We start from the raw sequence: 14,208 nt of genomic DNA, 5'->3' as shown, positions 1-14,208 counted from the left end.
ACCAATAGAATGGGGGAATTTGATGATAAAAGCTCTAATTTTTGATTTTGACGGTACAATCATTGATACGGAAACAGCATGGTATAACGTTTTTAAGGATGCCTATGCACAATATGGTGTTGAATTATCGTTAGCAACCTATGCTAAGTGCCTTGGGACCAATCTTCAAACCTTTAATCCCTATACATATCTTGTTACACATCATCACATACAACTGGATGTGGAGGCTTTTCAAACATCCATTCAGCAACGCCATGCACAATGGATGGAAACGGAAACGCTAAGACCTGGTATTTTAACATTGCTACAGCAGGCAAAGGAAGCGGGTTTGAAGATTGGACTTGCTAGTAGCTCCAGTCGTCAATGGATTGATGTGTATATGGATCGGCTGGGTATCCGACATTACTTTGATTGCTTTTGTAGCGCTGACACGGTGACAAATGTTAAGCCTGATCCAGAGCTTTACTTGCAGGCGCTTGAACAATTAGGAGTAGAGGCTGGTGAGGCCATGGCAATTGAGGATTCACCGAATGGCGCACAAGCCGCTGTAGCAGCGGGGCTTTATACAGTGGTCATTCCGAACGAGATTACCAAGCAATTACCATTCAATACAAAACACCATACCGTTACTGCATTAGAACAATATACAATACATGATCTCCTCGCAACATAAGCTTTTGCAAAAGCCTCCCCCTCATTGGTGGAGGTTTTTTTAGTTTCTTTAGGAAGAAGTCGCCATATTTTTTGTCGCAACATATGATAACGAGAGGGCAACTTACACGGATCAAATCGTATAGTCAAACTAAGAGAGGGGGCTACGAATTGAATAGTGATAAGAAAAGAAATCACTTTTTATGTGAAGCTTTAAGTGATTTAAAGGATCTTCAGGATATTATGATGAATTTTCATTCTAAATATTTTGGTCAGCTACTTATTAAAATTGTCGGGAGTGATACGATTCCATTTTTTTTAATTACACATAGTGGTGCTCATTTAAGCTTATTGGATACAGTGAAACAGTTTGAGACAGAGTTTTTCCGCATTGAGGATGTTGATAGAGAGCGTTGCCGTGGCACAGTATCATTGTTGCGTGCTTTTGATTATGAAGGAAACGATACAAATTCGATTGCAGATGTGGTGAGGTTAGAAAAAACAAGTACAAAGAAATCTATTGAACTCAGTGGTATATCGGCCATTCAGCTCTTAAAACCAGACATGTTGAAGGGAAAATTTATCATAGAGCCGAAATGGTAGTACCATATTAAACTACTAAAGCTAGAGCATCTGTCTATATGCAAGGGATACAAAGTGAATGTAATAGAGAGAGAATCTAATGAAAGGAAGTTTAGCTATGACGATTATTGGTATGCTGCATCATCGACTTGATCCAACAACAGTGCTCAAGTCCTATGCCTTTGCAGCAGTTGCGAAAGCTGAAGGCGCAACATTTTTTTACTTCACACCTAAAAGTGTGGACTTTGCCAAACGTTCTATTCGAGCAAAGGTCTATGAGAATGGACAATGGCAAGAGAAAACAATGCCCTTTCCTGATGTTATCTATAATGCAGGAAGCCCTGAGAAATTATCTGTCTCGAAGGAGATTATTGACCGTTTAAAAGAGGAGATTCCATTCACAACCCATTCAATCGGGAACAAATGGAATGTGATGAAACGATTAAAGGAAGCGAAGGAATTTGAACAGTATTTGATTCCCTCTGAAATTGTAAAGGATGCCGATTTATTTCATAAGTTCGTTAATTATTATAAACGAGTGGTGTTTAAGCCAATTGATGGACGAAAAGGGAAGGGTATTTATTTTATAACGAAGGCGGGAGCCAAATATTTTGAGGTGCGAAAGGATAGCACCACGACAACCTATACAAAGCCACAATTGGATGCATTGATAAAGGAGCAACTTGCGTCTGGCACCTTTATTATGCAGCCGTATATTCAATCTGTTACAAAATCTGGTCAGGTCTATGATTTCCGCCTGCATGTTCAAAAAAATGGAGAAGGTAAATGGGTAGTGACAACGGTGTATCCACGCATTGCACCGAATGGCTCCATCATACCGAATATTAATAACGGTGGCTATACCAATTATTTAGATCCTTTTTTGGAGCAGGAGTTTAAGGATGAGGCCTATAATATTCGGCGAATGCTTGAGCATTTTTCACTGGCGCTGGCACATCATCTGGATGAAATTCAAATGGCGAAATTTGGGGAAGTTATTGATGAAATTGGCATTGATGTAGGGTTAGATCAAAATCAAAAAATTTGGATGTATGAGGTCAATTGGCGCCCAGGCTGTCCTCCTGCCTTTTACTTGGAATTAGATGTGGTCATCCATTCTATCCGTTATGCCATGTATCTTGCCAAAAATCAAAAACCGCTGAAAAAGAAAATTGTCCAACAAAAAACGAAGCAGGTGGAGGCAAAGAAAACCCTACCTATTATTGCGATTACAGGAAGTGCAGGGAAAACCACAACAAAGGCATTTGTGGGTTCGATCTTATCGAAAAAGTGGAATGTATTTGAATCAAAGGATTATTGGAATACGACGGAGCATACGAAAAAGCATAAGGAAGAAATCAATGATACACATCAGGCCGTTGTATTAGAGTATGGTATGGCTTACCCAGGCATTATTACCAATCACTGTAGCATCATCCAGCCGAATATTAGTATTGTAACGAATATAGGCTTAGCCCATGTTGGGAACTTTGATGGAGATGTAAGGGGTGTTGCCAAGGCAAAATCGGAATTGATTCATGGCATGGATCAACAGGGATTACTCATTGTCAATCAAGATGATGACAATTCAAGATACTTAGAGACATTGCAATATAAAGGGAAAATCATCACGGTAGGCATTAAAAAAGAAGCGGATTACCGTGCATATGATTTGCAATATAAAGATGTCGGCATGTCCTTTAAAATGAAGCTGCATGGGCAAGAAATAGAATTATATATTCCTATTTTAGGAGAACATCATGTATACAACGCATTGAATGCAGTGGCAGTGGCTGATCTTTTAGGATTTAGTCCACTTGATATTCAGGCAGGGCTCAACTTTAAAAAACCACCAAGACGTTTAACGATTTATAATTGCCGTGATGATATAACGGTTATTGATGATACAGTACACTCTCATCCGCAGGGGGTTCGTGCTGCGCTCGATGTACTGAAGAATATCGCAACAAATCGCAAGGTAGCCATTATTGGGCAAATGCGAGAACTTGGTGTCTTGAGGGAAGAGGAATATCGTAAGGTTGGAGAGTACGTGTATGAGATCGGCATCGATGAATTTATTACCTATGGCTTTAGGACAGATGAAATGAGTAATGCTGCCATCGCGAAGGGCATGGACCCATCCAGAGTACATCATTTTATTAATAAAGATCAATTGCATGCCCTCCTTGAAAAGCTCATTAAGCCCCATGATACCATTCTTGTGAAGGGTGCAAGTAAAACCAATATGTTTGAAACCGTGAAGTTTTTAGATCAAACGTTTAAAGAAGAATAATCGTTTACGACTGATGAAGATAAAAAAGCCCGAGTAACTGTCCACTGGCAAGCGGCAATTATTCGGGTTATTTTTTTCAAACTCTCAAAATGAATTTTATTTCCTTCGCTGCAGTGATTGCGTGATTTCTTGCTTCCTTCAAGGTTGCTCCCTCTGCAATGACATAGGCGTAACGATGACCCATCGATAAAGGTGGGGTGAGGAGGGTGCCTCTTCTCGGTTTGACATATACTTCAACGACGCCAGTTGATCTTGTCGCTCTTGCCTTGCCAATAACCTTTTCTAAAATTCCTCTACTTTCCACAATGACATATTTTGTATACACAAATTTTTTATGTCTTGGTTGCAGATTAGGCTGTTCTCCTAGCAAAATCTTCAGTGTTTCTTCTACTAAACTAAAACCTAGAGCTGCTTGTAGCATATTATTCATAGCGCCACCTGAAATTCGAGGATTGATCTCGATAAGTTTCCAACCATTTTGGGTTAATCGAAGCTCTAAGTGAAGAGCCCCATTCTCAATACCAAAGGCTTTCACGATGGAATGGAGTACCTCCTCGATGCCTGATTGGATGTCTTTAGGGGCTTTCACTAGAACACCATAGCCAGTAATGATAAATCGTTTTCCTTGCGTAATTTCTTGCTCAATTATACCAATGACATGTGGTTGTCGTTGATAAACAACCGCCTCTACTAAATATTGAGGGCCATCTAGATATTCTTCAATCATGATGGTTTCATAGGGATTTTTACTGCGTAGTGCTTTGAGGTGGTTATTGAGCTGGTCGGCATCCGTTGCTAGTAAGACATCTTTTGAGCCAGTTGATTTAGGAGATTTTACGATTAATGGAAAGGTTAAATTTTTAGCTATAGGTTCGTTCGGTTTCATGAGCGAAAATTTTGGTGAGTATGGTTGGTCTTGTAAAAACTTTCTTGTTTTTTCTTTATCCTCCATAGTTTCAATGGCACTGGAGGATGTATAGTTCTGACAAAATTCATCACATAGTATTGAAGCAATATGGACAAATGGATCAACAAAACTAACGATACTTTTAATATTTAATCCAGCTTTTCCTAGTTTCTCAATTTCATCTTTCATGCTCTCGATATCAAAAGTATCAATGAGTATCATTTTATGGATGTCGGGGTAGGCTCTGCGCTGCTGAAGTTGTTTTTCATTATTTGTGAAAAGTACTGTGAAGTAGCCTAATTTTTCTGCTGCCCTTGTTGCTTCACGACTAGACCCAGATTTGTTTGTACCGATAAATACAATGGCTTTCAGGTATATCACTCCTTCTATTGGTACTTAGATACTTAATCACCTTTATATATATGCAATGAAATAGATTTCCTCTAGTTATGTATCTTGTCTACATCCAAGCAACTTTTAAAAGGTTACATATACTAGAAAAGAAAGGAGGGAGAAAAGATATGAAGCCTCTTTCGGTGAAAAATTTAGCAATGATTACGGCAGGCTATCTAGTGCACGGGTCAGAGGATACACTGATTCAGCATGGGGCTTATCGATTAAAGCAAGTGAAAAAGTCCAATACGGCACTTTTTACAAGTAAACGTATTGTTAATTGGAAAAATCTTGAGCCACTTTCTCCTCTAGTGCTAGTGACCGATAGAGCTTATCGGCCAACTGACATTCCCAATCATGTCATTATGATACAGGTAGCGAATGCAGAAGAGGCCTATTGGAAATTTGTCCATTTTTATCGCAGCCAGTTTCATATTCCGATTGTCGCGATCACAGGTACATCAGGCAAAACAACGACAAAAGAGATGATTAAACATATTCTTTCGGCTGATCGGAAAGTGACTGCGACGACATTGAGCAGCAATTCTAGAACGGCTTCTTTGCAATATTTACTGGGCATTGAGGATGAAACCGAGGCTGCCGTTTTTGAAACAGCAGTGGGCTCACCTGGAGACGTTACGAATGCAGGGAGATATTTCAAACCGACAATCGGTATTATTACGAATATCGGAGCCCATCATTTAAATTATTGCAAAACATTAGAAGGCTATATTCAAGCAAAGGGAGAAATGCTAGATATCATTCATCCAAAAGGTACATTAATTATCAATGCTGAAGATATGAATACGAAAAAAATAGATGTTTCGAGATTTCGTGGGCGTTTGATTAGGGTAGGAAAGCATGACTCCTGTGATTTTCGCGCAAGCCATATCCACTACTATCAAAAAGGGATGAAATTTATTCTGCATCATGATAGAAAAAGCTATGACATACTTGTACCAGGGTTTGGAGAGCATCAGGTTTATAATGCTCTTGCTGCCATTGCCGCGGTCCATGATATGGGGATCCCTATTCCAGTCGCAGCACAACAGCTTCAATCATTCCGTCAATTAAAAAAACAACTGCAACTCTTTGAGGGCATTAATCATTCCATGTTATTGGATGATACATGGAGTATTACAACCACTTCCTTAGAGGCTGCCTTAAAAGTGTTGAATGAATTAGGTGACGGAAAGAAAAAGATTGCAGTTATTGGTACGATTACCGATTTAGGTTCATGGGGCTACATTATTCACGAACAGGCGGGTGAATTAATTCAACGTATTGGCGTGGATGTCCTGATTACCATTGGAGAACACGCAAGGATTATGGCTGATCATGCAGTAAAGCTAGGATTTAGCGCGCCTGTTTATACATTTAAAAATAGTACGCTAGTCTATCCGTTATTGCAGAAGATTGTGGATGAAAATACCATCATTCTCATAAAGGGAGATATGTATAGCAAACAGGTCTCTAAACTAGCAACGGAGCTAAAGCTAAAGCCTCCACCACCTGCTGATTAGCTTTTTTAATATAGGATATTGACTGTGCCACATAGAAGAGCTTTCTAATAAGGTATAGTAATTGATCAAAAAGCAGCACGCTAGATCAAGAGAAGAAATAAGTCATCTACAAGATTGATAAAGAGAGGAGGCGTAGTACACTTGCAATCCATTAGTGTGCAGAAACTTAGGAATGTCCTACAGGGAAAGCTCATTCACGGATCAGAACAATGGTCTGTTAAGCAGGCGATCTACTATAATCGGCATGATTTAACAAAGAGCCATTCGCTCCTGTTTGTTAGTCGAAACGATCAAATCAATTGGCAAGAGATTGATCGGAAAGGTCCGTCTCTTATCATATCCGATAAACCGTCTACAGAGTTAAAAAATGCACTGGAGAATACAACCGTTTTACAAGTGAAAAGTGTTGCACAGGCATATTGGACATTTATCGAGTATTATCGTGGGCTCTTTGAAATTCCCGTTGTGGCTTTAACAGGAACTTGTGGGAAAACAACGACAAAAGAGATGTTAAAACATATTGCTAGTAAGCATTGGCAAGTGCAAGCATCCATCAGTAGTAAAAACGAGCCAAGGCAATCATTACCTTATTTAACAGGCATTGACGATAAAACACAAGCCGCTATCTTTGAATTAGGCTTAGGGAATACGGGGAATATTAAACATCAATGTATGATCTATCAGCCAACTATTGGCATCATTACAAACATTGGTGTGCATCATCTAGATGGCTGTCTCAATTTGGAGGGCTATATTAAGGCCAAGGCAGAAATTGTGGAAGGCATTAAAGAAGATGGCACGTTAATCATCAATGCTGATGATGCCAATACTAAAAAAATCTCATTGAAAAGATTTAAAGGGAAGATTATCAAGTTTGGCTTACAGGATACGGCAGATTACAAGGCTTCGAAAGTGGAGTTTGCCAATACGGGCATGAAATTTGTTTTAGAGGTAGCGGATGAAACATACAATGTGTTTGTCCCAGGCTATGGAGAGCATCAGGTCTATAATGCCTTAGCCGCGATTGCAGCTAGCCATGAAATGGGGCTGACCATTCGTCAGGCAATCGCAGGACTAAGAACATTTAAACAGATGGCAAGACATTTAGAATTTACGACAGGACTTGGTGACAGTACGATTATTGATGATACATGGACAAATAACCCAACATCTGTAGAGGCAGCCTTAAAAGTGCTAGATACGGTGGGAAAAGACAAAAAGGTCATTCTTGTTTTAGGGGATATAAAGCGATTAGGCAATTTTGAAGAAAAATATCATCGCGAAATCGGCTCCATGGTAGCAGTAAGAAAGATCGATACATTGATTACCATCGGCAAAAGGGCAGAGAAGATTGCCGATCAAGCGCAAAAGGATGGAACCAGCGCAGAGGTTCATACGTTTAAAGAGGTAGCAGGCGTTTTAGAATTATTGAAACCAAAGCTAGATGCGGACACGATAGTTTTAATTAAGGGACCGATGTCTAGTAGATCCATGATCGAATTTGCCAATAAACTAAAAAACGCATAGAAAAAGGGTGTCTCAAAATGAATGAGACACCCAATTCTTACTTATTTTAAAACACGCCGAGCTGTTACCCATGTTATGCTTAAACTTTGTTTCACAACAGTTCGTAGTCATATTAATATATTAATATATTGATTACTCCCTATAATAGATCCTCGTTTGTGTGATTTCTATTGGTAGAGATGAATAATAAATCTACTTTTTGAAACTGAGATTTTTGAATACGTTTACCAACTAAAGCTTGTGTTTGCTAATTTATTCTTCAACTCAATACCATGTTTCTTAAAGACATAGTAAGTAAAACCTGTACTTGTAAAAGTCAGTGCACTTAACAGGGCGTAGAGTTATTTAGTAGAGATAACGCGCTTCGCAGTAATATAGTGTTGAGCATAATAATCAACAAATAATACTCTTGTCATGACACCATCGGAATTAGGGATGATGATACGGTGATCGCCTGCATAAATCCCTACAAGAGAAGGTTTTTTTGAACCTTTCACACTATTAAAGAAGACTAAATCACCCTTTTTCAAATTAGCACGCGCTACAGTTGATCCTTTGCTCATTAAACCGCTTAAAGAAGTTGATCCGAGTTTAACGCCACTTTTACGATAGATGAAATCGACAAATGCTGGAGCGGTAAAGCGTAGACTTGACTCATTTGTTGTCGAGCTAATCGATACTTTATTTTTATAAGTCAGCGCATTCTCAACAATTTTATCGCCTTTTGTTGCAGGGTTGGCTGATAGCAGAGTAGGTAATACTCTACGTGCCGATACATAGTTTTCTTTATAATACGGCTTACTATTTAAATCAGAGATAACTATATTTTGTTTGGTATCAGCCATATGGATGATTTTATTGTCGCCAATATACATGCCGACATGGTCGGGATCAGTCCCTGTTTTTTTACTTTTAAAGAACAATAAATCGCCTTTTTGTAATTGGTTTCTCGCTACATAAGTCCCTTGCTGAATCATATAATTTTCATTATACGTACCAAGGTCTACCCCGTTTTTCTCGAAGATGTACATTAAAAATGAAGCACAAGAAAATTTGTATGGGTATGTAGGCTTGTAAACCGAATTGCTGTATGTTGCTTGCCCCATTAAGCTTTTACCAGTCTGAATTAATTGGTCTGCTTTTGCAGCTACCGCCTGTGCGTTGTTCTGAGCATTTGTTGTCGCAGCCTCTACTTGTATTGGCTGGATCGCTGTTTGCACCATTCCAAATGAACTAAATCCAATTGTTAATGCAAGTGTTGTAGATAAAAATCGTTTATTCATGTTGTGTAACCTCCTAAAGCATCTAGTAGGATTTCTCCTGTATACCTTTGCCATGGAAATAATCGTAGCATGAAAAAGTAGGGCTTCTGAGCGGTAAATGTTACCAGGGTAACTGAAGGGAGGGCTTCAACACTTGCTATAAAAGGCTTTATCAAGGGAATTTACAGTTTTATTACAAATGTTTCAGTAAGATGTAATATGGAACAATTCCATGAAAAAAGCTGCCCCAAAACGAGGCAGCCTACACGATTTTCTGTATCATCTCTACACTATTACCAAAGGAATCACGGAATTCAAAACGCGCGTAATGAGGAATAGGCACGGAGTCGAGTATCTTGATTTGATGAGCTGCGAGTTTCTTCCGCCAATACTGAATATCCGCTACTTGATACGCAATATGCGCCTTTGTGGTCAAACGATCGAAGCCATCCTCTGTCCCTACATGGACCTCCTGTTGACCAAGCTGTAACCAAAATCCCCCACGTCCTTTAAGAGAATCAGGCTTCTCTAATTCTTGAAGTCCTAAGACATGACAATAAAAATCCTTCCCTTGCTCCTCACAACCTTTCGGAATTGTAATTTGAACATGATGTAAACCCATTATCATCTCAGACCGCCCCCTTTTTTTCTTAATTATAGAGTAATTTCTAAATATTTGAAATGGATGGGAGGATAGAATTTGAACTGGTGGATAGAACTTCAAAAGTGGAGGAATGAATTCAAAAACTGGCGGATAGAATCATCAAATGGAAGGATAGAGTTTAAACTAGCGGATAGAACTTCAAAAGTGGAGGATAGAATTCAAAAACTGGTGGATTGAATCATCAAATGGAAGGATAGAGTTTAAACTAGCGGATAGAATTTCAAAAGTAGAGGATAGAATTCAAAAACTGGCGGATAGAATCATCAAATGGAAGGATAGGGTTTAAACTGGTGGATAGAACTTTAAAAGTGGAGGATAGCGCTTCAAATTAAGTGKATAAAACCTCAAAAGAGAGGGATAGAGCTCTAAATCTAATCTTTAGAACTTCAAAAGCCCAATATTTCTATTCTGTTAAGATTTAATACTATGGTATAATAATAAAAACGGAATAATAGGATAGAGGTACAAATTAGATTTTTTAATTTGTTTAAAAGGGAAGATCGGTGTGAATCCGACGCTGTCCCGCAACTGTAAATGGGAGCACATTTCAAAAGGCCACTGTTACGAGTCGTAATGGGAAGGTGAAAGGTGTGATGAACATAAGCCAGGAGACCTGCCTTTATCTAGTACAGCCAAAAAACCTACGCGGATAGGGGGTGTTGAGTGTGACTAGAGAATTTCTCCTGCATGCTCATAGTACGATGATTGCTAAAAAGGGTGCTTCTATGTTTAATAGAAAGCTTCTTTCCATCTGGCAATCACCGTATTATGTCGTGTATTTGTCATAGTAGACATCTTTCTGATGAGGGAAAGATGTTTTTTTATGTAAAAAATTAAAGGAGCGGTCCACATGAATCCACAAGTTGTTGAGTACTATGAAAGCTTATTCAAATTTGAAATTATGCAAGAGCCTAAACCCTTAAAGGAGCTTGTCGAACAATATGTTGGGCATGATGCTTCACATGAGCAATCTATTTTAGCAGCGTACGCAAATGTTTTGAAAGAATTAAGAGGATAGATATTTGGCTACTTCGAAAAACGAAGTAGCCATTTTTTAATAAGCGCATGCTTTGACAATTAATAATAGTAGGCGTACAATTTCGTTGAACAATTGTTTTGAACGTTTGTTCAAAAAAAGAGGTGAGAACTATCGATCAAAAAGAAAAAAATAAAGAGGTAAAGGATCAAATTTTACAAGCGGCAAAAACCTTGTTTTCATCAAGGGGCTTTGATGGCACCACGGTGAGACAAATTTGTGAAGAAGCAGATGTGTCACTTGCACTTGTTTCCTATCATTTTGGTGGCAAGGAAAATGTCTTTAATGCATTATTTGAACCGCTACGCCACACCTTTATGAATGCTCATTATGACGTTCAAGATTCAATCGGTGCGCTTCGTAGCTTTTGTCGTAACTTTGTTCTTTACCGAATCCAGGAGCATGAGTTAATTGATATATTACAGCAAGAAATAGTCATGAATAGTCCTAGGCTTGAGATGCTAAAGGATGTGTTTTTACCTTCCTGGGAGCAACTTCGGACAATTTTATTGGCTTGTCAGGAGCAACAGACCATCTACTTCGAGTCACTTGATGTTGCACTGAACTTTATTATGGGAACATTAATGTATTCGTTGAACAATCCCTTTTTAAACCGTTCTTCATTACAAGCAACACCCGATCAGATTGCGGAGCTTGCAGTGAACTTCGTGTTACATGGTCTTCAAACAAACTTATAAAAAGAAGGTAATAGAATGAAAGCAGCAAAATTTTACGGTGTAAAAGATATTCGAGTAGAGGAGGCACAACTGCCAGCACTAGAACCAGGCATGGTGAAAGTAAAAGTTGCCTTTGCAGGAATTTGTGGTAGTGATTTACATGAATATGTTGGTGGGGCTTATGCATTCCGTACACAACCCGTATTAGGGCATGAATTTGCAGGTGTCGTTGTAGAGGTTGCAAAAGGCGTTACACAGACAAAAGTAGGAGATCGTGTGGCAGTGGAGCCACCAATTCCATGTGGTAAATGTGATAATTGTCGACGTGGCTATTCCAACTTATGTAAACGTGGTCAATCTTATGGCTATACAATTTCTGGCGGATTTGCAGAATATGCAGTTGTACAAGAAGAAAATATTCACCTTCTTCCTGACAATATGAGCCTAGAGCTAGGCGCACTTGTTGAACCTACAGCAGTCGCGGTTCACGCAGTTCGTCAAAGTCAATTAAAGCTTGGCGATACAGCTGCTATTTTTGGTGCGGGTCCTATTGGTTTATTGGTCTTGCAGGCTGTGAAGGCTGCGGGAGCAAGTGAAATTTTTGTCGTAGAGGTTTCCGATGAACGACGCCAAAAAGCACTTGAATTAGGTGCAACGTATGTCATTAATCCAATTGATACGGATGCAGTAGCGTTTATACGTGAAAAAACAACTGGTGGGGTAGATGTTGCGTATGATGCAGCAGGTGTGCAAGCAACATTTACAAGCGGTGTTAGTGCTGTTCATCCAGGTGGCGAATTTAAAATCGTCAGCGTTTGGGAAAGACCTGTAGAATTTAACCCTAATGCGGTGGTTTCTCCAGAGGTAAAAATCAGTGGCTCGTTTGCCTATGTGAATATTTTCCCTGAAGTGATTCGATTACTTGCTCGTGGTGTAATTGATGGACAAGCTGTTATCACAAGCCAGATTGCAATAGAGGATATCGTGGAAAAAGGTTTTGAAGCTTTAACAAAGGATCGTAGCCAATGTAAAATTCTTGTGAATATGAGCATGTAATTGTCTGAAATCATAGCCGAACTTGAGGTTTGGCTATGATTTTTTTGGCTACCTTAATAATATAATACCAATTGGAATACATTTGTTTGTCATAAAACTGCCTTTAGGACTTCATTCATATTTCACTTTTTACTTATATAATTAATCTGCTATAAATAGAGAGATTGGAGATTAAATATGAAAAATTTGCTTTATTCTAGGTTTTGGCGACTTCATTTTTTCGCAGCACTTTTTATTACGCCTTTATTGCTGTCTCTCACATTAAGTGGGATTGGTTATTTGTTTTTTACAGATGTAGAAAATCGATTATATGACGATTATTTCTTTGGTGAGAGCCATAAGGAAGAGGTCTTAACAATTGATGATGCCGTGGAAAAAGCGGAGTCGGCATTTGCAGGATACTCTACTACGAAAGTGATTATGTTGGAGGAGCCATATAATACGCGTTTAACTTTATCAAATGGCACTAAACAAAAGTACGTATTTTTAGATGATCACAATCAAATGGTTGGTAGTCAGGACGCCGATTATACATTTTCAAATATTATGAGAAATACGCATAGCTCCCTCTTTATTGGTGGTACCTTTGTAAACTATTTAGTAGAGCTAGCAGCTTGTTGGACGATCTTTTTATTACTGTCAGGTCTTTATATGACATTCAAAGGAAATCTCCTAAAGAAGGGCAAGTCGGAGAATAAGAGGCAAAAAAGTAAGAGATTGCATGCACTTGTTGGGACAATCATTACCATTCCAATGGTGATGTTCATTTCGACTGGGCTATTATGGTCTGCTTTTCAAGGTTCCATGCTTGCAGATATAGTGTCAGAAAATCCTACTTTTGGGTATCCATTACTCCAACAAAAGCCACCAACATCTGATGTCTCTGAAATACCATGGGCCACTCGTCAATTAGAGGCACCGACATCAGAAGGAGAACATGCCCAACATCATGGCGGTGGAGCTGTCCGTTATACGAACGATAGCCAAATGACGATTGCTCAGCTTGAAAAAGAAATCAATTCGATGAACATTGCTAAGCCTTACTCTATAATTTATCCGTCAAACGGTGAGGGCGTCTATACAGTGGCGAAGGCTAGTAATTCTGGTGTAACAGGGCTAGATGTAAAACCTACAGCGGAAGCCACAATGTATTTTGATCAGTATAGTGGCAAGTTTATCGATCAAGTAAATTATGACGATTATGGCCCATTAGCTAAATTCTTTACATGGGGAATACCATTACATGAGGGGCATTTATTCGGCTGGCCGAATAAGCTTTTAAACTTAGTGGTTTGTCTAGCCTTTTTAGCCGTAATCGTGTGGGGCATTCGCACTTGGATTTTACGTAGAAAAAAAGGGGAGCTGTCTGCACCACCGCAAATTTCTCATAAAATATCCATGCCATTCATCATTTTCCTTGTCATATTAGGGATTATGATGCCGCTATTTGGTGCGTCATTAATCGCTGTGGTAGTAATTGAATTTATCCTTTTAGGTTGGCAAACAAAGAAGAAGCTAAGAGCACAAGAAACTAAATAAAGCAAAGATGATACGGCACAGCGGGTTTGTGCCGTATCTTTTTTTGTTTATTTCATTTATAGGAACGCAATACTATACTGAAGCGGCAAAAATGTTTA

General features: G+C 39.0%; 13 protein-coding genes and 1 riboswitch. Of the genes, 10 read left to right on the top strand and 3 right to left on the bottom strand.

The genetic code is table 11. From position 1 onward, the window contains the following. Positions 1-22: 22 nt before the first annotated feature. The 3 genes from ACHZEU_RS05055 (at position 23) to ACHZEU_RS05045 (ending at position 3,526) form a co-directional block, all read left to right on the top strand. A complete protein-coding gene (locus tag ACHZEU_RS05055; RefSeq protein ID WP_257961308.1) occupies positions 23-673 on the top strand; it encodes an HAD family phosphatase in 651 nt (216 codons plus the stop codon). A 149-nt stretch (positions 674-822) separates the two neighbouring features. After that, a complete protein-coding gene (locus ACHZEU_RS05050) occupies positions 823-1,254 on the top strand; it encodes a hypothetical protein (RefSeq protein ID WP_066037421.1) in 432 nt (143 codons plus the stop codon). Between the two features lie 79 nt (positions 1,255-1,333). Beyond that, positions 1,334-3,526: a YheC/YheD family protein gene (locus ACHZEU_RS05045; protein ID WP_404804118.1), complete on the top strand. Its 2,193-nt coding sequence runs from the start codon at positions 1,334-1,336 to the stop codon at positions 3,524-3,526. Between the two features lie 76 nt (positions 3,527-3,602). Here the strand turns inward: ACHZEU_RS05045 and ACHZEU_RS05040 are convergent, their stop codons facing one another. Then, a complete protein-coding gene (locus tag ACHZEU_RS05040; RefSeq protein ID WP_048390271.1) occupies positions 3,603-4,814 on the bottom strand; it encodes an ATP-grasp domain-containing protein in 1,212 nt (403 codons plus the stop codon). Between the two features lie 140 nt (positions 4,815-4,954). Between ACHZEU_RS05040 and ACHZEU_RS05035 the strand changes: the two genes are divergently transcribed. Both ACHZEU_RS05035 and murF read left to right on the top strand, forming a co-directional pair. Further along, positions 4,955-6,349: a UDP-N-acetylmuramoyl-tripeptide--D-alanyl-D-alanine ligase gene (locus ACHZEU_RS05035; protein WP_054550872.1), complete on the top strand. Its 1,395-nt coding sequence runs from the start codon at positions 4,955-4,957 to the stop codon at positions 6,347-6,349. A 156-nt stretch (positions 6,350-6,505) separates the two neighbouring features. Continuing rightward, the gene (murF, locus tag ACHZEU_RS05030) at positions 6,506-7,876 is read left to right on the top strand and encodes a UDP-N-acetylmuramoyl-tripeptide--D-alanyl-D-alanine ligase (protein ID WP_254660028.1); all 1,371 of its coding nucleotides are present in this window, start codon (positions 6,506-6,508) and stop codon (positions 7,874-7,876) included. A gap of 341 nt (positions 7,877-8,217) precedes the next feature. On the opposite strand, the gene ACHZEU_RS05025 is transcribed toward murF, so the two are convergent. Both ACHZEU_RS05025 and ACHZEU_RS05020 read right to left on the bottom strand, forming a co-directional pair. After that, entirely contained in the window at positions 8,218-9,159 is a 942-nt protein-coding gene (locus tag ACHZEU_RS05025; RefSeq protein WP_404804117.1) for a C40 family peptidase, read from the bottom strand. Positions 9,160-9,400: 241 nt separating this feature from the next. Continuing rightward, positions 9,401-9,766 carry a VOC family protein gene (locus ACHZEU_RS05020; protein ID WP_404804116.1) on the bottom strand — a complete coding sequence of 122 codons (366 nt, stop codon included), beginning with the start codon at positions 9,764-9,766 and terminating at the stop codon, positions 9,401-9,403. A gap of 479 nt (positions 9,767-10,245) precedes the next feature. Then, positions 10,246-10,438, top strand: a riboswitch (cobalamin riboswitch). A gap of 29 nt (positions 10,439-10,467) precedes the next feature. On the opposite strand from ACHZEU_RS05020, the gene ACHZEU_RS05015 reads away from it, so the two are divergent. The 5 genes from ACHZEU_RS05015 (at position 10,468) to ACHZEU_RS04995 (ending at position 14,110) form a co-directional block, all read left to right on the top strand. After that, positions 10,468-10,590 carry a hypothetical protein gene (locus ACHZEU_RS05015; protein WP_004229388.1) on the top strand — a complete coding sequence of 41 codons (123 nt, stop codon included), beginning with the start codon at positions 10,468-10,470 and terminating at the stop codon, positions 10,588-10,590. Positions 10,591-10,652: 62 nt separating this feature from the next. After that, a complete protein-coding gene (locus ACHZEU_RS05010) occupies positions 10,653-10,820 on the top strand; it encodes a hypothetical protein (RefSeq protein WP_167444835.1) in 168 nt (55 codons plus the stop codon). 98 nt (positions 10,821-10,918) lie between these two features. After that, complete coding sequence (locus ACHZEU_RS05005; RefSeq protein WP_259948774.1) at positions 10,919-11,536, top strand: TetR/AcrR family transcriptional regulator; 618 nt, start codon at positions 10,919-10,921, stop codon at positions 11,534-11,536. 15 nt (positions 11,537-11,551) lie between these two features. After that, positions 11,552-12,571 (top strand): 2,3-butanediol dehydrogenase, encoded by a 1,020-nt coding sequence (locus ACHZEU_RS05000; protein WP_054550874.1) that lies wholly within the window; start codon positions 11,552-11,554, stop codon positions 12,569-12,571. A 177-nt stretch (positions 12,572-12,748) separates the two neighbouring features. Next, complete coding sequence (locus tag ACHZEU_RS04995) at positions 12,749-14,110, top strand: PepSY-associated TM helix domain-containing protein (RefSeq protein ID WP_404804115.1); 1,362 nt, start codon at positions 12,749-12,751, stop codon at positions 14,108-14,110. Positions 14,111-14,208 lie beyond the last annotated feature (98 nt).

The sequence above is a fragment of the Lysinibacillus sp. S1 genome, from assembly GCF_044986265.1.
GTDB lineage: Bacteria > Bacillota > Bacilli > Bacillales_A > Planococcaceae > Lysinibacillus > Lysinibacillus capsici.
This window is presented reverse-complemented; position numbering and strand designations above follow the sequence as displayed.